15 protein-coding genes are annotated in these 22,081 nt (G+C 71.9%); 7 read left to right on the top strand and 8 right to left on the bottom strand.

Annotated features, from left to right (window positions below; all coding sequences use genetic code 11):
* Window positions 1–12 precede the first annotated feature (12 nt).
* Together ACZ7PG_RS23185 and ACZ7PG_RS23180 are read left to right on the top strand one after the other, a co-directional pair.
* Window positions 13–1,881, top strand: a complete 1,869-nt coding sequence (locus ACZ7PG_RS23185) for an RICIN domain-containing protein (RefSeq protein ID WP_470241175.1) — start codon at window positions 13–15, stop codon at window positions 1,879–1,881.
* 159 nt (window positions 1,882–2,040) lie between these two features.
* Window positions 2,041–2,757, top strand: a complete 717-nt coding sequence (locus ACZ7PG_RS23180; RefSeq protein ID WP_470242383.1) for an ANTAR domain-containing response regulator — start codon at window positions 2,041–2,043, stop codon at window positions 2,755–2,757.
* On the opposite strand, the gene ACZ7PG_RS23175 is transcribed toward ACZ7PG_RS23180, so the two are convergent.
* From ACZ7PG_RS23175 to ACZ7PG_RS23165, 3 genes are all read right to left on the bottom strand, one after another.
* Window positions 2,720–3,676, bottom strand: coding sequence for an RNA polymerase subunit sigma-70 (locus ACZ7PG_RS23175; protein WP_470241174.1), 957 nt, complete (start codon window positions 3,674–3,676; stop codon window positions 2,720–2,722). The genes ACZ7PG_RS23180 and ACZ7PG_RS23175 overlap by 38 nt on opposite strands.
* A gap of 5 nt (window positions 3,677–3,681) precedes the next feature.
* Entirely contained in the window at window positions 3,682–4,404 is a 723-nt protein-coding gene (locus tag ACZ7PG_RS23170; protein ID WP_470241173.1) for an SDR family oxidoreductase, read from the bottom strand.
* A gap of 80 nt (window positions 4,405–4,484) precedes the next feature.
* Entirely contained in the window at window positions 4,485–5,363 is an 879-nt protein-coding gene (locus ACZ7PG_RS23165) for a MurR/RpiR family transcriptional regulator (RefSeq protein WP_470241172.1), read from the bottom strand.
* A gap of 130 nt (window positions 5,364–5,493) precedes the next feature.
* Here ACZ7PG_RS23165 and ACZ7PG_RS23160 point away from each other — a divergent pair, with 130 nt between their 5' ends.
* From ACZ7PG_RS23160 to ACZ7PG_RS23150, 3 genes are read left to right on the top strand one after another with little or no spacing between them, the layout of a single operon-like run.
* Window positions 5,494–6,885: an MFS transporter gene (locus ACZ7PG_RS23160; RefSeq protein ID WP_470241171.1), complete on the top strand. Its 1,392-nt coding sequence runs from the start codon at window positions 5,494–5,496 to the stop codon at window positions 6,883–6,885.
* Window positions 6,882–7,316 (top strand): GAF domain-containing protein, encoded by a 435-nt coding sequence (locus ACZ7PG_RS23155; RefSeq protein ID WP_470241170.1) that lies wholly within the window; start codon window positions 6,882–6,884, stop codon window positions 7,314–7,316. The genes ACZ7PG_RS23160 and ACZ7PG_RS23155 overlap by 4 nt, the downstream gene beginning before the upstream one ends.
* The gene (locus tag ACZ7PG_RS23150) at window positions 7,313–8,536 is read left to right on the top strand and encodes a metal-dependent hydrolase family protein (RefSeq protein WP_470241169.1); all 1,224 of its coding nucleotides are present in this window, start codon (window positions 7,313–7,315) and stop codon (window positions 8,534–8,536) included. The genes ACZ7PG_RS23155 and ACZ7PG_RS23150 overlap by 4 nt, the downstream gene beginning before the upstream one ends.
* Window positions 8,537–8,926: 390 nt before the next feature.
* Here the strand turns inward: ACZ7PG_RS23150 and ACZ7PG_RS23145 are convergent, their stop codons facing one another.
* Window positions 8,927–11,857 (bottom strand): tetratricopeptide repeat protein, encoded by a 2,931-nt coding sequence (locus tag ACZ7PG_RS23145; protein WP_470241168.1) that lies wholly within the window; start codon window positions 11,855–11,857, stop codon window positions 8,927–8,929.
* A 241-nt stretch (window positions 11,858–12,098) separates the two neighbouring features.
* Here ACZ7PG_RS23145 and ACZ7PG_RS23140 point away from each other — a divergent pair, with 241 nt between their 5' ends.
* Window positions 12,099–13,319, top strand: coding sequence for a hypothetical protein (locus tag ACZ7PG_RS23140; protein WP_470241167.1), 1,221 nt, complete (start codon window positions 12,099–12,101; stop codon window positions 13,317–13,319).
* Window positions 13,320–13,594: 275 nt separating this feature from the next.
* On the opposite strand, the gene ACZ7PG_RS23135 is transcribed toward ACZ7PG_RS23140, so the two are convergent.
* The 4 genes from ACZ7PG_RS23135 to ACZ7PG_RS23120 all read right to left on the bottom strand — a co-directional run bounded on the left by ACZ7PG_RS23135 (window position 13,595) and on the right by ACZ7PG_RS23120 (window position 18,986).
* Window positions 13,595–15,538 carry an AAA family ATPase gene (locus ACZ7PG_RS23135; protein WP_470241166.1) on the bottom strand — a complete coding sequence of 648 codons (1,944 nt, stop codon included), beginning with the start codon at window positions 15,536–15,538 and terminating at the stop codon, window positions 13,595–13,597.
* A 139-nt stretch (window positions 15,539–15,677) separates the two neighbouring features.
* Window positions 15,678–16,037, bottom strand: a complete 360-nt coding sequence (locus ACZ7PG_RS23130; RefSeq protein ID WP_470241165.1) for a helix-turn-helix domain-containing protein — start codon at window positions 16,035–16,037, stop codon at window positions 15,678–15,680.
* A 291-nt stretch (window positions 16,038–16,328) separates the two neighbouring features.
* Entirely contained in the window at window positions 16,329–17,396 is a 1,068-nt protein-coding gene (locus ACZ7PG_RS23125; RefSeq protein WP_470241164.1) for an aldo/keto reductase, read from the bottom strand.
* Window positions 17,397–17,483: 87 nt separating this feature from the next.
* Window positions 17,484–18,986, bottom strand: coding sequence for a tannase/feruloyl esterase family alpha/beta hydrolase (locus ACZ7PG_RS23120; protein WP_470241163.1), 1,503 nt, complete (start codon window positions 18,984–18,986; stop codon window positions 17,484–17,486).
* A 136-nt stretch (window positions 18,987–19,122) separates the two neighbouring features.
* Here ACZ7PG_RS23120 and ACZ7PG_RS23115 point away from each other — a divergent pair, with 136 nt between their 5' ends.
* Complete coding sequence (locus tag ACZ7PG_RS23115; protein ID WP_470241162.1) at window positions 19,123–22,026, top strand: helix-turn-helix transcriptional regulator; 2,904 nt, start codon at window positions 19,123–19,125, stop codon at window positions 22,024–22,026.
* Window positions 22,027–22,081 lie beyond the last annotated feature (55 nt).

The following is a 22,081-nucleotide window of genomic DNA, read 5'->3' as shown; positions in this document are numbered from 1 at the left end:
ACCGCCGTGACCGTGAAGCCCGACCCGAGCTACCGCCAGCAGCCGTTCGAGGGCTGGGGTTCGAGCCTGGCGTGGATGGCCGAGGCGACCGGCGGCTACCCGGACTCGGTCCGGACCAAGCTGGCCGACCTGGTCTTCGGCCCCGACGGGCTGAACCTGAACATCGCGCGCTTCAACATCGGCGGTGGCAACGCCCCGGACGTCCCGGCGTACCTGCGTCCGGGCGGCGCGGTGCCGGGCTGGTGGAAGGCCCCGGCCGGCACCACCCGCGCCGACAAGGACTGGTGGACCCCCGGTGACCCGGCCGAGTTCGACGCCGCCGCGGACCCGAACCAGCGCTGGTGGGTGGACCGGATCAAGAAGCGCGTCACCAAGTGGGAGGCCTTCAGCAACTCGCCGCCGTACTTCCAGACGGTGTCGGGGTACGTCTCGGGCGGCTTCAGCGCCACCGACGAGCAGCTGCGTCCCGACAGGATCGGCGACTTCACGGCGTACCTGGCGCAGGTCGTGCGCACGCTGGAACGCGCGCACGGCATCAAGTTCGCGTCGGTGAACCCGCTGAACGAGCCGAACACGAACTACTGGAAGACGACCCTCGGCGCCGACGGCAACCCGACCGGCGGGCGGCAGGAGGGTGCGCACATCGGGCCGTCGGTGCAGTCGCAGCTGATCCCGGCGATGGCCGCGGCGCTGCCCGGGAAGGTGGTCTCCGCCCCCGACGAGACCAACCCGGACATCTTCGCCGCCGACTGGGCGGGCTGGTCCGCCCCGGCGCGGGCGGCGGCGGGACGGCTGAACGTGCACACCTACGGCACCGGCAACCGGCCCATCCCGCGCGACATCGCGAAGGGCGCGTCGAAGCCGTTGTGGATGAGCGAGGTCGGCGGCAGCTGGCTCGACCGGCAGGACTTCACCAGCATGGACCCGGGGCTCGGGCTGGCCGGCCAGATCACCGACGACCTGCGCCTGCTCGAGCCGAGCGCGTGGGTCAGCTGGCAGCCGATCGAGGACTACGACAACATGAAGCCGGGTGGGGAGTCCGCGGCCGGGATGAACTGGGGCGAGATCCAGGTCCCCTTCGACTGCACCACTTCCGACTGTCCCATCAGGACGAACACGAAGTTCGACACCATGCGGAACTTCACCCACTACATCCGGCCGGGTGACCGGCTGATCGCGTCGAACGACACCACTTCGACGGTCGCGATGCGAGGGGAGGACCTGGCGACGGTCGTCCACACCAACTCGGGCACGAGCGAGCAGGACGTCTCGCTGGACCTGTCCGGGTTCGGGTGCGTCCGGCCCGGCGCGTCGGTGACGCCGGTCGTCACCGACGTCACCGGTGCCCTTCGGCGCGGGAAGCCGGTGCGGGTGACCTCGGCGCACGCCACGCTGCGGGTCCCGGCCCGGTCGGTGACGACGTTCCTCGTCGACGGCGTCTCGTCGACGGCCGCGGGTACGGGTCTGGGCTCGGGCGAGCCGGTCACGTTCACCGGCGTGCAGAGCGGCAAGTCGCTGGCGGCGGAGGGCGGCACGCTGGTCCAGCGCACGACGGACGCCGCCGCGGCCGCGCAGCGCTGGACCCTGACCGACCGCACGGGCCGCTACGGCAGCCGCGACCGGTTCACCGTGTCCAACGCCGGCACCGGCCAGGTGCTCAGCACGGCCGGCGGCGCGGTGACGCTGGCCCCGCCGGGGACTTCGGGCGCGGCCGCGCAGTGGACGGTGTCGACGACCGGCGACGGGACGTGGACGTTCGTGAACGCCGCGGACGGGCAGCTGCTCGACGTCACCGGCGAGTCGAGGGACGACGGCGCCCGCATCGGCCTGTACCGGCCGACGAACGGCCCGAACCAGCGCTGGCAGGCGACCGTTCGGTAGGCCTCGACGCCGAACCGGACGCCCGTGGCCGGTAGAGTTCCCCGCGGACCCGTTGAAACGCCAGCGGTGGTCTTGGTTGACGCTGCTGGCGGGCTCTCTCCTCTTGCTCGCCGCTCGACGGATGGGGAGAGGTGAGCAGTGCCGACGACTGGCGACGGCATGGCGGAGCGGGTCGACGAGCTGAACGCCGTCCTGGCCGATCTGGTCGGGGTCCTCGAGTCGGTGTCCGACACGCCGGGGCTGCTCGACGCCGTCTGCGGCGAGGCGGTCCGGGTGGTCCCCGACGCGGATCTCGCGAGCATCGTGGTGGTCCGCGACGGCGCGACCACGACGGCGGCCTTCACCGACGAGCGCGCCCGGCGCATCGACGACGCGCAGTACGCGGCGGGCGACGGCCCCGGCCTGCTCGCGGCGCTCACGGGCGAGGTCGTGCGGGTCGCGGTCGGCGACACCGGCGAGCGGTGGCCCGAGTTCGTCCTCGCGGCCAAGGAGCTCGGCGTGGGCAGCTACCTGGCGGTGCCGCTGCGGGTGGACGACACGCTCGTCGGCGCGATCACGCTGTTCGGCTTCGGCGCCCACGGCTACCACGAGTTCGACACGAAGGTGCTGCGGCTGTTCACGTTGTGCGTGGAGACCGTGCTGCGGCTGACCCGCCGCTACCGGGAAGCCCGCGAGCTCGCCGACGAGCTGCGGAACGCGATGGAGACGCGCGCGGTGATCGAGCAGGCCAAGGGCATGCTGATGCTGATCCACCGGGTCAGCGAGGACACCGCGATGCAGCGCCTGATCGTCGAGTCGCAGAACACGAACACGAAGCTGCGCGACGTCGCGGCGCGCTTCACGAAGCGGATGAGCTCGGCCGGCGGCTCGTCCTAGGCACGTCGAACAGCGGGACCAGCGCCGGGTCGTTGAACGCCGTGATCCGGGCGATCCGGGCACCGATCAGCGTCAGCACCTGCACGCCATGGGCTTCGAACCGGCCGTCCCCGGTCGCCGCGTACTCCAGCAGCGCCGGCTGGCCGTTGGCGTTCGTCGGGACGAGCCGCCACGCGCCCGGGCGCAGCACGCGGCGGGCGAGGAACCCGGTGACCGCGTCGCGGCCGGTGAACCACGTCGGGATCGGCGGCATCTCCAGCTCGACGTCGGCGCGCAGCAACGTCACCAGCGCGTCCGGGTCGGCGCGGACGAACGCGTCGACGTACCGGTCGAGCACCGGCCCCTGCCCGGCCGGTTCCGCCAGGTCCGCCTCCACCGGGCCCGCCTCGGCGAGCCGGCCGCGGGCCCGGCGCAGCGCGCTGTCGACCGCCGCCGGGGTCGTGCCGAGCAGCTCGGCGACCTCGCCGGTGCCGAACGCCAGCACGTCGCGCAGGGTCAGCACGGCCCGCTGCCGCGCCGGCAGGAGCTGCAGCGCGGCGATGAACGCCAGCCGCACGCCGGCCCGCCCGGCCACGACGGCCGCCGGGTCGAGCAGCGCGTCGGGGATCGGCTGGAGCCACGGCATCGACGGGTCCGCCGCCGCGACGGCTACCCGGTGGTCGTCGGCCGGCGCGCCCAGCCCCGACGGCAGCGGCCGCCGGGCCCGGGTCTCCAGCGCCGTCAGGCACGCCGTCGTCGCGATCTTGTACAGCCAGCGCCGCACCGAAGACCGGCCCTCGAACCCGCCGAAGGCGCGCCACGCCCGCAGGTACGTCTCCTGCACGAGGTCCTCGGCGTCGTGGATCGAGCCGAGGAGGCGGTAGCAGTGCGCGAGCAGCTCGGGCCGGAACTGCTCGGTGCTCGCGGTGAAGTCGGGCATGACAGTCAGAGCGTACGCAGCCCGGTGCCGCTGACCTGGTATTCCGCCGCGTCGCCGTCGATGATCTCGAGGACGGCCTTTGCGACCTGCTCCGGCGTCAGGACCGACTCCATGTTCCCGACGAACGTGTCGCGGTCGACGCCGGTGCGCGCGGCGTAACCGTCGACGCCCACGCTGCCGAGGCCGGTGAGCGGGGTCAGCTGCGGCAGGAGCGTGGCGAACCGGAGGCCGAGCCCGGCGCGGTCCGACTCGTCGGCGGCGTACGCGCGCAGGTACCGGATAGCGGCCTTCGCGCTGGCGTACCCACCGCTGAGCGGCGACCCGCCGATGGCCGCCCCGCTCGACATCGAGACGACGACACCGCCCTGCTCGAGCGGCTGCCGGAGTGCGGCGCGCGTCCAGGCGAAGACGTGCCGGGTGTCGACGTGCCAGTTGCGGCTGAAGGTTTCCCAGGTCTGTTCGTGCACGGGCGCCATGTGCGGCACGGCTCCCGCGTTGAGGACGAGCAAGCCGGGGCGGTGGTCGCGCAGGACGCTCTCGGCGAGGGCGTCGTCAGTCGCGTCGGCGGCGACGGAGACGAAGCCCGCGCCGAGCTCGTCGCGCACGGCGTCGAGTTCGGACTCACTGCGCGCGACGCCGACGACGGTACGGCCCCCGGCGACGAGCGCGGCGGCGATGGCGCGCCCGAAGCCGCGGCCGGCCCCGGTGACTACGGCGGTGGTGGACATGAGGACTCCCGGTGGTCGATGCGGTGTGGACCGGGTCTAGACCGCCGGGGGAGCGAGAAACCGTCGCCGCGTGACGCGGGTCACACGGACTTGGCCGACGGGCGCCGGTGCAGGAGGTCGAACCGCGACCACATCGCCTCCGCGGCTTCGATGGACTCGCTCGTCCGCGCCGGGTCGACCGCCGCCAGCTGGGCCACGATCGCCTGGACCAGTGCCATGCCCGCGGTCAGCGACGGGAAGAACGTCACGCCCTCCGCCGGCACCATCAGCACCTGCTCCACCGCGTCCGCCAGGGCCGGGCTGGCCGCGTCCGTCACGGCGAACACCCGCGCGCCGCGGCTCTTCGCCTCGCTCGCCGCCAGGACCGTGCTCTCGTACAGGCGCCAGAAGCTGATCGCCACCAGGACGTCGTCCGAGGTCAGCTTCGCCGTCTGGTTCGCCAGCTCCGCGTCGCCCGCCGTCACCGCGTGGACGTCGTAGCCGGCGAGCCGTGCGTTGTGCGCGAAGGCGATGCCGACCGCCGCGTAGCTGCCGTCGGCGATGACCAGCGTCCGGCGGGCCGCGGCGATCGCGCGGGCGACCTCGCGGAGCACCTCTTCGTCGAAGCGCCGGTTCAGCAGAGCGAGGCTGTCGAGGTCCCGGCGCAGCGACGCCGAGCCCGGCGAGTCGACGCCGCGGTGCTCTTCGGCCACCTGCGGCGCGCTCAGCGACGACAGGTACCGCGCCCGCAGCTCCTGCTGCAACGCCGGCCAGCCCGCGAAGCCCAAAGCCTGCGCCGTGCGCGTCACGGTCGCGACGTTGACCCCGGCGAGCTGCGCCAGCTCGGCCGTCGAGCCGAACGAGGCGCGCCGCGGCTGGGAGACCAGCACCTCCAGCACGGCGGCCGACTTCGGCCGCAGCCCCCGCTCGGGCAGCCGGTCCCGCAGCCAGCCCTCGAAACCGTCGTCGGTTTCCGCCACTTCGTGCCCTCCCTCGGATCGCGTAGACCGTAACGCAGGGATGTCTTCTTGCAATGAACGTTGCAAAAATCAGAAAACGCAGTATACGTTGTCCGCACTCCCCGGCGCCCGACACGGAAGGCGTTCCCCCATGACCCTGCTGGCCCGACTGGATCGGCTCCCGCTGAGCCGGCCCCACTACAAGCTGCTGCTCATCGGCGGTCTCGGCTACACCTTCGACGGCATGGACTCGGCGGTCGTCGCCTTCCTGCTGCCCAGCGCCAAGGCGGCGTGGGGCCTCGACAACGGCCAGCTCGGGCTGATCGGCTCCGCGACGCCGTTCGGCTTCCTCTTCGGCGCGATCGCGGCGGGCCTGCTCGGCGACCGCATCGGCCGCAAGAAGGTCATGATGTACGCGCTGGCCTTCTACGCGCTGTTCTCCGTCATCGCGTCCTTCTCGCCCAACTACGAGATCTTCCTCGGCGCCCGGGTGCTCGCCGGGGCGGGCGCCGGCGCGGAAAGCGCGATCATCGCGCCGTTCCTGTCCGAGTTCGTGCCGGCCAAGCGACGCGGCTGGTTCGTCGGCGCGCTGGCCGGCTTCTTCTCCTTCGGGTTCGTGGCGGCCGCGTTGATCGGCCGGTTCGTCGTGCCGTCGTTCGACGACGGCTGGCGGATCGCGCAGCTCGTCACCGCACTGCCGATCGTGATGCTGCTGTGGTGGCGGCGATCCCTGCCCGAGTCGCCGCGGTTCCTGCTCGCCCAGGGCCGGGCCGCCGAGGCCGAAACCGTCGTCGCCAAGATGGAACGCGACGTCGAGAAGGCCACCGGCACGTCACTCCCGCCGGTGCCGCCCGCCGACGCCCAGCCCGCCACCGAGACCCCGAAGGTCAACCTCGTCAGCGCGCTGAAGTTCCTGTGGAGCCCCGCGATGCGGCGCCGGACGGCGGTGATCTGGACCGTCTGGTTCGTGATCACGTTCTCCTACTACGGCTTCTTCTCGTGGATCCCGACGCTGCTGGTGGAGCGCGGCATCACGGTGACGAAGAGCTTCGAGTTCTCGATCATCATCTACCTGGCCCAGGTGCCCGGGTACTTCTCCGCCGCGTGGCTGTCCGAACGGCTCGACCGCAAGCACACCATCGCGCTGTACCTCGCCGGCTCGGCCGTGAGCGCGTTCTGGCTGAGCCAGACGAGCGCGCCGTGGTCGATCACCCTGGCGGGCGCGGTGCTGTCGTTCTTCCTCAACGGCACCTACGCCGGCGTGTACTCCTACACGCCCGAGGTGTTCCCGACCTGGATCCGGGCCAGCGGCACCGGCCTGTCCAGCGCGTTCGGCCGGGTCGGCAGCATCCTCGCGCCGACGATCATCGGCCTGTCCGCGGCGAGCCTCGGGTTCGCCGGCGTCTTCGGCCTGACGACGGCGGTGCTGGCGGCGGGTGTGCTCTGCGTGCTCGTCTTCGGCCTGTCCACCGCCGGCCGGTCCCTGGAAGAACTGACCGAACACGGCGCGCCGAAGGCCGCCGCGAAGGAGATGACGAAGTGACTCTGTCCACTGTGGAGGAACGGGTGCGCGACGCGATCGGCGTGCGGCTGTTCACCGTGCTCGCCTGGGTGCCGGAGCGTCGCGCGCTTCGCCGGGTGCACAGCAGCCACCCCGCGGAATACCCCGTGGGCGGGGAGAAGACCGTCGAGGTCGCGGCCGGCTGGCTCGACCGCTGCATCACCGCGCAGGAGCCGTACTTCGGGCCGGACCGGGCGGCGGTGCGCGAGATCTTCGCCGACCACGACCTGATCGAGGGGCTCGGCTGCGGCTCGATCATCAACGTGCCGGTGGTCGCCGACGGCCGGACGCTCGGGGTGCTCAACATCCTCGACGCGGAGGGCAGCTACGACGACGATGCGGTGGTGGTGGCCGAGTCGCTCGCGCCGCTGGCCGTGTCCGCCCTGCTCGACCTGGAGAAGGAGAACCGGTGACCGGATCCCTGCTGCTGCGCAACGCCCGCCTGCTCGACCCGCTGTCCGGCGAGTACACCGAAGGCGACCTGCGTGCCGCCGACGGCCGCATCGTCGAGGTGGGGCCGGGGCTCGCCGCGGCCGACGTGCCTTCCCTGGACGTGCGGGGCGCGGTGGTCCTGCCCGGGCTGGTCGACGCGCACGTGCACGTCACGGCGTCGACGGCGGACCTGGGCTCGCTGCCGTCGTCGTCACCGTCCTATGTGGCCGCGCACGCGGCCCGCACGATGAGCCGGATGCTCGACCGCGGGTTCACCACGGTCCGCGACGCGTCGGGCGCCGACTACGGCCTCGCGGACGCCCAGGCGGAGGGCCTGTTCCGCGGCCCCCGGCTGCTGTTCTGCGGGCGCGCGCTGAGCCAGACGGGCGGCCACGGCGACAGCCGCACCAGGGGCACCCACGCGAAGGACGACCACCCGTGTTGCGCGGGCCTGGGCCGGGTCGCGGACGGCGTCGACGCGGTCCGCGCGGCCGCCCGCGACGAGCTGCGCAAGGGAGCGCACCACATCAAGGTGATGGCCTCGGGCGGCGTCGCATCCCCCACGGACCGCATCGACTCGACGCAGTACTCGGCGGAGGAGCTGACCGCGATAGTCGAGGAGGCAACGGCGGCCAACCGGTACGTGGCGGCGCACGCGTACACGGCCCGGGCGGTCAACCGCGCGTTGGAGCTGGGAGTCCGTTCGATCGAGCACGGCAACCTGCTGGACGACCGCAGTGTTTCGCTGTTCTTGTCTTCCGAGGCGTACTTGGTTCCGACGCTGGTGACGTATTGGGCGTTGAAGGAGGAGGGCCGCGAGCACGGCCTCCCGGAGTCGAGCTGGCGCAAGGTCGACGAGGTCCTGGGAGCGGGAATGGCAGCCCTGGAGCGCGCGGCTCGTGGCGGGGTGAAGCTGGTGTACGGGACGGACCTGCTGGGCGGGATGCACCGGCATCAGAACCACGAGTTTCGGTTGCGTGGAGAGGTGCAGACGCCGCTGGAGGTGATCCGTTCGGCGACTTCGACGGCGGCGGAGCTGGTGAATCTGACCGGGGAGATCGGGACGCTGGCGGTAGGCGCGTATGCGGACCTGCTGGTGGTGGACGGGGATCCGCTGACGGACATCGGAGTTTTGGCGGAGCCGAAGCACTTCCGCCACATCATCCAGGGCGGCGAGGTGGTTTCCGGAACCGCGACCTGACGCGGTCCCGGTGGTGCCCCCGATGTGCGTCGCGGGGCACCACCATCGCCATTTCTCAGCAGCGCCACCAATTGGCCACGGCGAGCAACGCGGCGGTGGCGACGGTGGCGTAGGTCATGAGGTCGTGCACGTGCTTACTCCCTGGGGACGATCTTTCGGGGATGTTCTCGCCACAACTACCATGATCGGCAGAACGTGGATCAATCGAGGCACTCGAACAGTAGGAGTGGTAGCCGGTCGCTTCAAGATCTATCGGCGATAACCTCGAACTACTGTGAGTAGTGGCGTGCGCGTGCGTGACCACCTAGCAGCACATATTCGACCGCGCACGAGTGAAGCCAAGCGGGAGAACTGCGGGAAATTCACCCGTTCAGGGTTGTCTTTCCGGAATCAGCGGGGCGGGCTCGGCATGGCGACGGTTCCTTCGTCGCCCCGGCGGGCGCCCGGGATGAGCGCGTCGACGTCGACGGACAGCTCGTCGATGCGGGCCTGCAGACGATCTGCCTTGGCGTCTCGCCCGCGACCGCGGTAGAAAGCGACGGCCTCCGTCCATGCTTTCACGGCTTCGCGAGGATTTCGAAGGCTGCGCAGGAGGTCACCGAGAGTTTCGAGCGCGCGGGCCTGTCCGGTGGCGTTGTGCGCCCGCCGGGCGAGGTCGACGGTGTCCCAAGCCAGCCGGAGGGCCCCGCGGGCATCGCCTTCGGCGTGCGCGAGCCGGGCACGGACGGTACCGAGCTTCATCGACGCCGTGAGGTCGTCGCGGTCTTCGAGGCAGGCGATCGCCTGCCGGCAGTGCATGTGCGCCAGCTCGAGGCGGTGGTCCTCCGTGTGCAGCGCGGCCAAGGCCGTGTGGGTCGCGATCTGACCGATCGTGTCGCCGACGACGGTGCGCAGGTGCAGTGCCCGGTGGTAGTGCGGCAGGGCCTGCGGGTGCTGCCCGAGGTCGGCGAACGTGTCGGCGAGGTACTGCTCCGCCTTGCCTTCGCGGATCGGGTCGGGAATCCGGCGTGCCTGGTCGAGGCATCGCTGGAGCAAGGTGATGGCCTCGGTGGGCTCGCCGCCGTGCCGGTGGAGGCGAGCGAGGTTGATGTCGACGGTGAGCACGCCCGTGGCGTCCTCGTACTCGACGGCGAGCTCGCGGGCGAGCGCGAGGTGGACGCGGGCCTTCGAGGCGTCGCCGAGGATCAGGTGGAGTTCGCCGAGGTCGTTCAGCGACGCGGCCTCGCCGATCATGTCGCGCGTCGCCCGGGCCGCCCGGACCGCGCCCGCGAGCCCCTGCGCCATGTCCGCGTAGCACCCGAAGCGCTCCCAGGTGTCGGAAAGCAGGTGCGGCAGGGCGACCGCGTAGTCGAACTGCTCCCGTTGCTCGGCTTCGCGGATCAGCGCGGACAGGTTGCCGCGTTCGCGGAACCCCCATTCCATGGCCGCCGCGGCCGAGTCGAACGTGAGCGGGACGATCCCGGGTTCGGCCGGCATGAGGGGCGGCCGGCCGCCGTACGGGTGTGCGGTGAGGTGGGCCCGGGCGGCGGTCTGCAAGTAGTGCGACAGGATCCGCCGCAGGGGCCGCACGTCGTCGTCCGCGGTCAACGTGCGGGAGTAGCGGTGGAAGATGTCGGGGATGCGGTACCTGCCCGGCTCGCCCGGCTGCTCGACGAGGTGCCACGCGACGAGGTTTTCGAGCGCGCGCCGGGTCGCCGCCCGCGGGTGACCACTCGCCGAAAGCAGCGTGTCGGCCTGGATTTCGGGGCCGGGGTGGTGACCGAAGAGCCGGAACACGTGCTGGGCGATGGGATCGAGTGCGTGGTAGGACGCGGAGAACGTGCTGCGCAGGCCGGCGTCGTCCCCGTCGTCGCCGATGCTCAGCAGGATGTCCGGGTCCCGCAGTTCTTCGAGCATGGTGCGGAGGCCGACGCCGGGGCGGCCGGCGGCTCGCTGGGCCAGCAGGGTCAACGCCAGCGGCAGGCCGTCTCCGAGTCTTACCAGCGCGCGAGCCGCTTCGGGCTCTTCCTCGGCGCGGCCGCGCATGCGCCTGCTCAGCAGCGTGAACGAGCTTTCTTCGTCGAGTTGCCCGAGCTTGACCGTGGGGACGTCGTGGCGGCGGGCCAGCGCGTGGAGCGAGTTGCGTGAGGTCAGCAGCACGGTGCACGACTCGACGATGTCGATGAGCTCGTCGACCTGTTCGGAGCCGCCGACGTTGTCGAAGATGACCAGCAAGGATTTCCGCTGATCGAGCAGCGCGCGCAGTCGCGTGGCGCGAGCCGTCGGGCTGACCAGGTGATCGATGGGATAGTCGAGTGCGGTGAGGGCGAGGTCGACCACCTCACCGGTCTCGCGTGCCGGAGCCGGCCCGAAACCCTGCATGTCGATGCAGAGGATGCCACCGGGGAACCGGTCGGCGCAGCGGCGCGCCCAATGCGCGGCGAGGCTCGTCTTCCCGATGCCCGGCGGTCCGCTGACGATGGCCGCGGACGCGTGGTCCGGGGACAGCAGGTGCCGGTCGAGCAGCCGGAGATCGTCGGCGCGGCCGACGAACCCGCGGAGGGTGCGGGGCAGCCCGACCCGGATCGGCGTGTCCGGTGCGGGGCCGGGTCGCGGGGTCGCCGTCGGCCGGGCCGTCGAGGGGCGCGTCCGGGCGTGGTGCGCGCGCAGGTCTGTTGCGGCTTGCACATCGCCGTCTTCTTCGTAGCCCTTGAGCGCGTTCAGGAAACAGGCGTGGGCCTCGTGGGACTGGCCCAGCGCGTAGAGCGCGGCGATGCGCAGCTTCACGAACGTAAGCTCGGTGGCGTACTCGTGGGGCACGCCGGTCAGGTGCCGCAGCGATTCCGCCGGGCGGCCCGCCGTCAGGAGCTCGGCCGCGAGAAAACCGTGCGCGGGCGCCCAGTCCGCCGCCAGGCTTGCCCGCCGCCAATTCCGGGCGGATTCGGATTCCATTCCGGCGAGCGGTTCGTCACGCCACAGGTCGAGCGCTGCACGTGCGACCGCGCATGCATTTTCATGGTCTCCGGCGCCGCTCAATTGCCGGGCCCTGCGCATTTCGTCGTTGAACCGGAAGATATCGACGTTATGAGGATCGACTTCGAGCTGGTAGCCGCCGTTGACGGTCCGGATCACCGGCGGGCGGTCGGTGTCCGCCAACGCCTGGCGCAGCCGGGTCACGGCCTTGTACAGGGCATCCTTGGGATTGTTCGGGGGTATCGAGTCGGGCCAGGCCCAGTCGAACAGGGTGTGCGGGGAGAAGCGTTTCCGGGGCCGGGTCAGAAACGTGGCGAGCAGGTGACGAGCCTGGCGGGATCCCCAGTCGTCGGTCGGCTGCCCGTCCATCCGCACCGTTGTGGGTCCGAGAATGCCATAATCGATCTCCATTTCACGGCCCTTTCCCTCTCCCTGTCGTCAGCTTCGCATCGTTTTGGTGAAACGACGACGACGGGGTGGTAACGATCGTTTGTGTCCGCGATCCGGCCACGGGATGTCCGGGTTTTGTCCGAGGACTGGGAAGGTGATTGGCAGGCATGGTCGCCACGCTCGTTCCGTCAACGCGCAACGACGCCGAGGGGGACGAAGAATGGCAGCCCAGCTGTGGATACGAGGTCCGGTCGGGCTCGACGCCGGCACGCGGGTGACCCGGCCGAGGTGCCGCGCGGTGCTGGTCGTGGTTCCGACCGTGACCGCCGGGACGCGGTTGCTGGACGTGGTTTCCCTCCTGGAACCCGATCTCCGGGTCCAGGTCGTGTTCACCGTGCCGCACACGACCGAGCGGTGGCACGGCGTCGAGGAGTTCGTGCGAGGGCTGCACGGTCTGGTCCTGCCGTGGGACCAGGCGCTCGCGCACCGGTTCGACCTGGTGCTCGCGGCCAGCCACCGCCACCTCGCCGAGGTGCACGGGCCCATCCTTCTGGTCGGGCACGGCGCCGGGCGGGTCAAGCCCCGCGCCCACAGCCGGAAGGCCGGTGAGGCGAGCGAGCGCACGACAGGCGTGGACCGGGAGCTGCTCACCTTCCGCGGGCGCGTGCTGCCCGCGGTGCTGGGCCTCGGCACGGACGACGAGGTCGACCTGCTGCGCGAGCGGTGTCCCGAGGCGTTGCCGAACGCCGTGGTGGCCGGCGACATCTGCCTCGACCGGATGCGGGCGAACCGGCACCTGCGAGAGGTGTACCGGCGTGCCCTGGGCGTGGTGCCGGCTCGGCGGCTCGTCGTGCTCAGCACGACGTGGTTCACCGACTCGGCGTTCGGCCGGTCACCGGAGCTGTACCGGTCCGTCGTGGACGCGTTGCCCGCCCGGCGGTTCGCGGTCGCGGCCGTGCTGCACCCGAACGTGTGGGCGGTCCACGGGCGCCGGCAGGTCAGCGCCTGGCTGTCCGCCGCCGTGGCAGGCGGGTTGCTGCTCGTCCCTCCGGAGTCCGGCTGGCAGGCGACGATGCTGGCCGCCGACTGGGTGATCGGTGACCACGGGTCGACCACGGGGTACGCGGCGGCGACCGGGTGCCCGGTGACGCTCGCACCGGCCGGTGGCCGGCCGCAGGAGGGCAGCGTCGCCGATGTCGTGCGCGCCCACACCCTGCCGCTCGACTGGACACGTTCGCTGCCCGAGCAGGCCGAGTCCGCCAAGCTGCGGGCGGGCCGCCTCGCCGGCGCCGCGACGGCGGCGATCACGTCCCGCCCGGGCCGCTCGGCGGAGATCCTGAGGGACGCGATGTACCGGTTGCTGGAGCTGTCGGTGCCGGCGACACCGGCCTCGTTGCCGCCGCTGCCGACCCCGCGGCCGTTGCCGGGGTGGGCGGCATGACCGGCCTGCTCGTCCCGGGAGTCCGGTGGGTGCGGATCCCGGCCGCGTCCCGGGCGCCGCTTCTGGTGGTCGACGCGGCCGTGGCTCCGGTGGCGTGGGCGGCGTGCGCCGACGTCGTGCTGGCCGGCGTCCACGGTTGCCCTGACGCCGCGATGACCGCGGCGCGCCGAGCGGCCGGCGAGTACCCCGGTGCGGTGGCGGCGTTGGCCTGGTACCGGGCGGCGACGGTCTTCGCCTGGAAGAACGCCCGCGGCGGGCGAGCGGCCGGCTTCTGGTCAGTCCGGCTCGCCGGCTCGCGGATCCCCGAGCCGCGCGTAGAGCCGTCGCGCTTCGACTCGGTGCTCCTGAGCCTGTTCGAGGTCGTCGTGGCGGGTCTCGAGGTCGGCCAGGACGGCGAGGATCTCGGCGGTGTAGTACGGCGAATCTAGGCCTCGGACGACGTCCAGCGCGTCGTTCAGCCGGCTTCTGGCTAGGTCGTAACGGCCGTGGCGGTCGTGGAGACGCGCGAGCGCCGTGACGGCACGGGCGTGCTGGTTGGCGTCCCCGGCTTCGGCCATGGCCTCGGCGGCCGCGGTGAGCTCCACCGCGGCCGCCTCGTCCCGGTTCAGCTCGATGAGCAGCTCGCCCCGGCGGCGGCGCGCGAGCGCGACGCCCCGGGGACGGCCGATCTCGGCGTGCAGGTCGGCGCTCTGCCCGTACAGCCGGAGAGCCTCCTCGAGGTCGCCACGGCGACGCGCCGCTCTCGCGAGCCGCGAGACGGCTGTCGCCCGGGTGGGGCCGTCGTTTTCGCGTTCGCCGATCTCCAGCGCGACGGCGTGCTGGGCGTCGGCTTCGCCGAACCGCCCCAGCTGGTCCAGCGCGAAACCGAGCTGGCTGCGCAGCCGCGCCTCGACGAGCGGCAGACGACACCGCCGAGCGGCGTCGACGCCCAGCGTCGTCAGGGCCAGGAAGGGTTCGTAGTCACGGTTGTGGAGGAAGTACCCCCAGGAAGCCTCGGCCAGCTGCCACACCTCGGTGTCCCAGCCGCGTGCCGCCGCTTCGCGGATGACCGCCCGGAGCACCTGCTCGTCACGGCGCCACCACCGGATCGCCTGCTCCCGGTCAACGAAGGTGCCGGCGGCGGGCTCGCCGAGCGCGGCGAAGCGTGGGCGGAACGGGTGGATGAGCTCGTCCGCGGCGAGAGCCCGCTCGACGTACCAGAGGGTGAACGAGCGCAGCATCGCCTGCCGGTCGTCGACCGTCGTCTCGCGCTCGCACCGGGTGCGGGCGTCGGCGCGGATCACGTCGTGCTGGCTGACGACGTCGTCGTGTTCGCTCAGCAGGTTGGCTTCGATCAGCTCGTCGAGCAGGCCGTCGAGGCTGTCGACGGGAGTGCTGAGAACGTGGGCCAGCGCGTCGAGCGCGACGTGGTGCCCCGGGAACAGCCCGCACAGGCGGTAGATCTGTGCCGCGGCCGGTGTGAGGGAGTCGTACGACGCGCCGAACACGGCCCGGTGCGGTCCGCCGCCCGCCACGCCGTGGCCGCGGACCTCCCGGGCGAGGCTCCGCTCGGGGCGCGCTCGCAGACGGGCGCCGACGATCGAGATCGTCAGGGGAAGACCGCCGCAGGCGCGGAGGATTTCCCGGGTGGCGACGGGATCGGCGTCGAGCCGGCCGTGCCCGGCGCGCGAGTCCAGCAGGGCGTGCGCGGCGCGGTCGCCGAGTGGCTCGACGGGAACGATGTCGCCGCCGTCCAAGCCGAGGCCGCTGAGCTGCGAGCGGCTGGTCACCAGGACGAACGCGGTGGGCGCGGCCGGCAGCAGAGCGCGCGCCTGCGCGGCGAAGGCGACGTTGTCGAGCAGGAGCGCGAATGAGCGCCCGATGGTGTGGGCGCGGAACAACGCGGCCCGCTGGCCGGTCCGGGCAGGAATGTCGGCCGCGGGAATCCCGAGCGCGGTGAGGAAACCGTGGAGCGCGATGTCGGGGGATTCCGGGCTTTCGTCTTTCGCTCCCGACGTGAAACTGGTGTAGAGCACCCCGTCCGGGAACGCGGCGCGGCGTGTGGTGAGCCAATGCACGGCGAGTGCTGTCTTCCCGACGCCTCCGACACCGGTCAGGATCGCGATCCGCGGGTGGTCCCGGGGACTTTCCCAGAGGGCGTCGAGCTGTTCGAGCTCGTGGTCCCGTCCGGCGAACTCAGGGGGCGGCGAGGGTAACTGAATCGGTCCCGGACGTGCCATGCGTCCCCCTCCCCGCGGCGACCCCGACCTTCCGGTCTACCGGTTCTCCGCCTACGGTGGAGCACAATGTGAAGATGTCCACACGACCGAGCATTATGTCCACTGTGGACAACTACTTTGGGTGGCTTCGCGGCGGACATCAGTTTACTCGGCGCGGCGACGTTCTTCCCCCACGTGGGCGCATCGGAACGTCGTTTTGTCGCAGTAAGCGATGGACCTTGCCGTAGGACACGTCGTGGGCGTCGGCGATTTCCCGAACCGTGGCGCCGTCGAGATAGGCGGTCACGACCTGCTCGTCGTCGAGGTCGCGTTTGATGCCTCGTCCGCTGACGGGGAGGTCGGCGCCGTGCTGCCGGAGCAAAGTGCCGGTCCAGTTGAGTGACAGGCCGTACCGCCGGGCGATCTGGGTGATGGAAGCGCCGTCGCGCCAGTCCTGCACCATCTTGTGGTTGCGTTCGGCACGGGCGGCGTCCGGATCGGGGTGTTCCGGCGTGTCCATGCACGTGCTCCCGTGGCGGTCGCTGGCGTGGTGCTCGACTCCTCCGATTGTCCGGAACGACGCGCGATATATCGAGGGTTCCGTGGGGTGATTTCGCTCATCGCACCCGGGCGTCGCTCGCATGGCCCCAGTTTGGGTGTTTCCGGCGACGGGCACATCACTCCGGGAAGGGAACACGATCGCGGATGTTGTGCGCGGCGGACAGGTGCGCTCTTCTTACCCCTTATCGGGCAATGAGTTCGTGACTCCCGACCCGGGTTCGCGGAGCGGCGCTTGCCGCTCCGCGACCGTTCACCAGTTCCGCACGGCCGGCGCGTATCCCTCCGGTTTGTCGCCCACCTTTGTGCCCGGCGTGACGATCCAGTTCTGGTACTGCGCCGTGAACATCCGGTACACCGACGCCGGCGGCACCGCACTCGCCTCGTTCAGCTGAGCACGCAGCTCCGCCGGGATCTCGAAGTCCAGCGCCGCCATGCTCTTGCCCAGCTGCTCGGCGCTGCTCGCCCCGACGATCGCCGACGCGATGCCCGGCTGCGTTGCCACCCAGTTGATCGCCACCTGGGCCATCGTCACGCCCAGCTTGCCCGCGACCTCCTCCAGCGGCTTCAACAACTGCCAGTCGCGCTCGGTCCAGGCCTGTGAGCCGGGATCGAACCGGCCCGAGCCGCCGTCGCGGTACTTGCCCGTCAGGAAGCCGCCCGCCAAGGGGCTCCATGCCGTGATGCCGAGGCCGAGACTCTGTCCCATCGGGACGTGCTCCGTCTCGATTTCGCGCTGTACCAGGGAATACGGCAGCTGCAGGTTGATCATCGGCGTGAGCGCGTGCGCCTCGGCGATGCTCTGGGCTCGGGCCGCGTACCACGCCGGTACGTCGGACAGGCCCGCGTAACGGATCTTGCCCGCCCGGACGAGGTCGTCGAGCGTGTGCACGACCTCCTCGACCGGGGTCAGCCGGTCCCACGTGTGCAGCAGGAACAGGTCGACGTAGTCCGTGCCCAGGCGGCGCAACGATGCCTCGAGCGCGCGGACCAGGTGCTTGCGGCCGTTGCCGCCCGCGTTGGGGTCGCCCGGGTCGACGCTGTTCGTGAACTTCGTGGTGAGCACGACTCGCTCGCGCACGTTCGCCTCGGCGATGAGGCGGCCGAGGATGGTTTCGCTCTCGCCCGCCGTGTAGAAGTCCGCCGTGTCGAGGAAGTTGCCGCCTTCGTCGAGGTACTCGCGGAAGATCGGGCGGACCTCGTCCTCGGTCTTCCCGTAGGCGGCGTGGAAACCGCCGGTGCCGAAGTTCATCGTCCCGAGCGCGAGCCGGCTGACGCGCAGGCCCGAGCGGCCGAGGAGGTAGTACTGATCAAGTGCCATGACTTCAGCGTGCCGACCATTTTTTGGACCGGCAAGTCCAGTAACGCCGTGTGTGCCGGAGGGAGGCCGGCACACACGGCGTTCGGCTCAGCGGCAGCGGTAGCTCGACGCCGTCGCCGGATCGCCGCCGGTGTAGCGCGAGACCGACGGCAGCGGGCACAGGTTCCGGGTCTTCCCGTCCGCGGATGCCGCCGCGAGCGTGGCCGGCGCCTTGCCGTGCTCCACCCAGTCGACGAGCTGCCCGAGCGCGTTCGTCGGCTCCGGACCGCCGCCACCGAAGCAGTGCTCGACGCCCGGGGCGAGGAACAACCGGTAGAAGTCGTTGACGCCACCCATCGTCCGTTCGACCTGCTTGCGGTAGGACAGCGTGCCGCCCGGCGGGATCAGCTGGTCGTTCGCGCCCACGAACGTGATCAGCTTGCCGCCGGTGCGGCGGAACGCCGACAGGTCCGGGTCGGACGTGCCGATGACGTCGTCGTACTCGCGCACCGACTGGCGGAACAGCGCGGCGAACTGGCCGTACGTCAGCTTCGACGTGTCGAAATCGGGCTGCTTCTCCAGGAACGACTGCACCCACTTGACGGCCACCGGGAAGCCCGGCGCGACGAGCGTGCCGTCGGGGCCCGGCGTCGTGCCGGCCAGCCAGGTGAAGTCCGCGCCCTTGGGGAGCCCGGCCCACAGCTTGCGGCCGCGCTCGTCGGTCGGGCCGGCCCAGATCTTGCGCATGACCTCGGCGTCCGCGGCCGTGACGGTGAACTCCTGGCCGTCGCAGACCACCTTCGTGCCGATCAGGCCGCGCGGGTCGTAGCCGCACTCGTCCGGCCGGTCGACGATGCCGTTGGTGACGCCGTCACGCGCGTCGCACGCCTGGACCGCGGCGGTGCGGAACGCCGAAAGCACGCACGTGCTGGGGAAGTCGTGGCTCTGGTTCATCACGATCTGCGGCCACAGCGTCGCGACGGCGAACTGCGTCCAGTCGACGGCCGGGGCGTTGGCGAGGATGCCGTCGAAGTCGCCGGCGTAGTTCTGCGCCTCGGAGTAGCCCTGGCGGCCGCCGGTCGAGCAGCCGGTCCAGTACGAGTACGCCACCGGGCGGTGGTAGTACCGCTGCGTGACGGCCTTCCCGATCAGGGCTTCCTCGTGCACCGAACGGGTGGCGAAGTTGGTCAGGAGCGTCTGGTCGACCTGGCCGTCGGTCACCGCCCACGACGTGTCGAGCCCGTCGAGGGACACGCCCGCGTCGGTCGTCACGCCGGTGTAGCCGTCCTTGACGGCCTGGGCGAGCCCGTCGAAGTTGCCGGCGGCATAGGCGCTGCCGCCGAGGGCCTGCAGCCGGCCGGTCCACCCGGTGTCGGGCAGGGCCACGGCGACCTTGACGTGGTCGCTGCCGTCGTGGGTCAGGGTGACGGTGAGCTGGCAGTACGCGGTCTTGTGCTCGGCCGTGACCGACTCGATCTTCGCGCCGGCCGGGGCGGGGACGGAGACGGCGGCGCAGGCCGGCGTCGCGGCCGCCGCGCTCGGCGCCAGCGGCACCAGGCCGGTCAGCAGGAGCGGCACGGCGGCCGCCATGAACTTCGGGATGCGTCTCATCGGTTCCTCGGGTCGCTTGCGTGGACGCTGTGAAGCTAGGTGGCGGCCCGCGGCCGCCGCGCCCGTCGGATGACGCTGTTGATGTACGTCACTCGGCCTTGAGCTGCGGAAACGTGCGTTGGGTAAGGTCGGTTCCATGGCGCTGCACGGGCGGGAAGCCGAGCTGAAGGAGCTGGGCGAGCTCGTCGACGGCCCCGAAGACCGCGCCGGCGTCGTCCTGCGCGGCGAAGCCGGCATCGGGAAGTCGGCACTGGTGGCCGAGACGGCGGCCGCGGCGTCGGTCGCCGGGCTGCGCGTGCTGCGGACGGCCGGGGCCGAGGCCGAGCAGAACCTCGCGTACGCCGGGTTGCACCAGCTGCTTCACCCCGTCCGTGGGGCGGTGGCGGAGCTGCCGGCGCCGCAGCGGGACGCACTGCGGACGGCGTTGGGGCTGGCAGACGGAGCTTCGCCGAGTGCGTACCTGGTGGGGCTCGCGGCGTTGACGTTGCTGGCGGAGGAGGCGGCCGCGAAGCCGTTGCTGCTGGTGGCGGAGGACGTGCACTGGCTGGATCGCGCGAGCGCGGACGTCCTGGCGTTCGTGGCGCGGCGGATCGAGACCGAGCCGATCGTCCTGGTGGCGACCCTCCGCGACGGCGTTTCGTCTCCGCTGCTCGACGCGGGGCTGGCGCCGATGGTCTTGGAGCGGCTGGGGGCGGACGACGCGGCGGACCTGCTGGACGCGGTCGCGCCGGGGTTGGCCCCGGCGGTCCGCACCCGGCTGCTGACGGAGGCGGCGGGGCATCCGCTGGCGTTGACGGAGCTGCCGCTGGGGCTGGCGGACTTCGACGGGCTCGACCCGGTGCTGCCGCTGACGGAACGTCTGGAGCGGACGTTCACGGCGCGGGTGGCCGGGCTGCCGGCGGCGACGCGGACGGCGTTGCTGGTGGCGGCGCTGAACGAAACGACATCGCTGGCGGAGACCCTGACGGCGACGGCTTCGCTTCTGACGACGGCTGCGGAGCCGGTTTCGGGCGGCGATGCCGGGCAGGTCGAGGGGTCGGGCGCGGCGGTGCGCTTGAGCGGCCACGGCCAGCAGGTCGAGTCGCTTGAGGCGGCTGCGGGTGGGGAGCGTGCGCAGGCAGGGCTGCGTGGCGAAGCGCCGCCGACGGCCGTCGACGCCGGCCCGGTCGATCGCTCGCCCGGCGCCCCTTGCCTTCGCGTCGAGCCCGAAGTTCTTGCCCCCGCCGTCGAAGCTCGCCTCGTCGAACTCTCCGCCGGCATCGTCACCTTCCGCCACCCGCTCATGCGCTCCGCCATTCCCGCGGCCGCCACCCCGACCGACCGGCGGCGGGCCCACCTCGCCCTCGCCGAAGCTCTCCGCGACCAGCCCGACCGCCGCGCCTGGCACCAGGCCGGCGCCACCGTCGGGCCCGACGAGACCGTCGCCGATGAACTCGACCGCACCGCCGAACGGGCCCGGTACCGGGGTGGGGCCGCGGCCGCCATCGCCGCGCTCGAACAGGCCGCGCGGCTCAGTGACCTGCCCGGGCGCCGGTGTGCACGCCTGCTCAAAGCCGCCGAACTGGCCGTCGAGTCCGGGCGGCGGGAGACCGCCGAACGCCTTGTGCACGACGCCAACCCGGTCGGCAAGAGCGAGCGGGCCACCGCGAGCCGGCTGCTCAGCGAGTTCGAAGACGGCCTTCGCGAAGACCCCGCCCGCGTCGCCGAACTCGCCGTCGCCGCCGAAAATGCCGCGGACGACGGGGAAATCGACGGCGCCACGCGGATCCTCTGGAGCGCCGCGATGCGCTGCTTCTGGACCGAACCCGGCAGCGCCGCCCGGAACGCCTTGCTCGACGTCGTCGATCGGCTCCCGATTCCATGTGACGACCCGCGCGTCGTGGCCGTCACCGCCTATGTCGCGCCGTTCGAGCGCGGGCAGGAGGTCCTCGGGAACCTCCGGAAGCTCGTCGTGGCCACCGGTGCCGATCCCGAGGTCGATCGGTACCTCGGCAGCGCCGCGCTGCAGGTCGGGGCCTTCGACCTCGCCGCGCGGTTCTCCGCGGCCGCCGCTCCGGGGCTGCGGGCGCAGGGACGGCTCGGGCTGTTGCCGCGGGCGCTGGCGGTCCAGGCGTGGAGCCGCGTCCGGCTCGGTGACCTCGCCGCGGCTGTGCCCGTCGCCGCCGAAGCCGCCCGGTTCGCCCGGGAGACCGGCCAGCCCTTCATGTACGGCCTCGCCACCGCCGTCCAGGCTGAGATCGCCGCCCTGCGCGGTGACCACAAGCAGGCGAAAACCCTGGCCGCCGAGGCCGAACGCGCCGGGCTCGCCGCGTGCGCGCGGCCGGTGCTCGCCACCGTCCAGCTCGCGCGCGGGCTCACGAGCCTGAGCGAAGGCCGCTTCGACGACGCCTTCGCCGACCTGCGCCGGCTGCTCGACCCGGCCGACCCCGCCTACCAGCTCGCCCTGCGCGCGTACTGCGTCGCCGAGCTGACCGAGGCCGCGGTGCGCTCCGGGCAGACCGACGCCATGCGCGACATCCTCGCCGAACTGGAACCGCTGGCGAAAACCACGCCCTCGCCCGCCCTGCACATCGGGCTGCGGTACGCGCGGGCCGTGCTCGACCCCGGTGACGAGCGGTTCGCCGAAGCGCTGGGGGCCGACCTGGCCGGCTGGCCCGCCGAACGCGGCCGCGTCCACCTGGCCTTCGGCGAGTGGCTGCGGCGGCAGCGGCGGGTCGTCGAGTCGCGGACGCACCTGCGCACCGCGCGCGAGACATTCGACGCCCTCGGCATGACGGCCTGGGCCGAGCGGGCCCGCGGCGAACTGCGCGGCGCGGGCGAGTCGAGCCCGAACCGCGGTCCGGACGCGCGCGAGAAGCTGACCCCGCACGAGCTGAGCATCGCCCAGCTGGCCGCCGACGGCCTGACGAACCGGGAGATCGGCCAGCGGCTGTACCTTTCGCACCGGACCGTCGGCACGCACCTGCACCGGATCTTCCCCAAGCTCGGCGTGAGCTCCCGCGCCGACCTCGCCGGGATGCTGAAGACCCTGGAAGGGTGACTTACACCGGCTGCGTCACCTGACGGGCGCGAAGATCACTCGAAGCTCTCTAACG

This window comes from Amycolatopsis sp. NPDC114504, assembly GCF_055633595.1.
The sequence above is the reverse complement of the archived record's forward strand: the minus strand, read 5'-3'. Positions and strand labels throughout refer to the sequence as shown.

Bases quoted from the DNA above. Each gene is read 5' to 3' on its own strand.
- ACZ7PG_RS23180 (WP_470242383.1), top strand. From the start codon at position 2,041: ATGGCGGAGCGGGTCGACGAGCTGAACGCCGTCCTGGCCGATCTGGTC.
- ACZ7PG_RS23175 (WP_470241174.1), bottom strand. From the start codon at position 3,676: ATGCCCGACTTCACCGCGAGCACCGAGCAGTTCCGGCCCGAGCTGCTC.
- ACZ7PG_RS23170 (WP_470241173.1), bottom strand. From the start codon at position 4,404: ATGTCCACCACCGCCGTAGTCACCGGGGCCGGCCGCGGCTTCGGGCGC.
- ACZ7PG_RS23160 (WP_470241171.1), top strand. From the start codon at position 5,494: ATGACCCTGCTGGCCCGACTGGATCGGCTCCCGCTGAGCCGGCCCCAC.
- ACZ7PG_RS23145 (WP_470241168.1), bottom strand. From the start codon at position 11,857: ATGGACGGGCAGCCGACCGACGACTGGGGATCCCGCCAGGCTCGTCAC.
- ACZ7PG_RS23140 (WP_470241167.1), top strand. From the start codon at position 12,099: ATGGCAGCCCAGCTGTGGATACGAGGTCCGGTCGGGCTCGACGCCGGC.
- ACZ7PG_RS23135 (WP_470241166.1), bottom strand. From the start codon at position 15,538: ATGGCACGTCCGGGACCGATTCAGTTACCCTCGCCGCCCCCTGAGTTC.
- ACZ7PG_RS23130 (WP_470241165.1), bottom strand. From the start codon at position 16,037: ATGGACACGCCGGAACACCCCGATCCGGACGCCGCCCGTGCCGAACGC.
- ACZ7PG_RS23125 (WP_470241164.1), bottom strand. From the start codon at position 17,396: ATGGCACTTGATCAGTACTACCTCCTCGGCCGCTCGGGCCTGCGCGTC.
- ACZ7PG_RS23120 (WP_470241163.1), bottom strand. From the start codon at position 18,986: ATGAGACGCATCCCGAAGTTCATGGCGGCCGCCGTGCCGCTCCTGCTG.
- ACZ7PG_RS23115 (WP_470241162.1), top strand. From the start codon at position 19,123: ATGGCGCTGCACGGGCGGGAAGCCGAGCTGAAGGAGCTGGGCGAGCTC.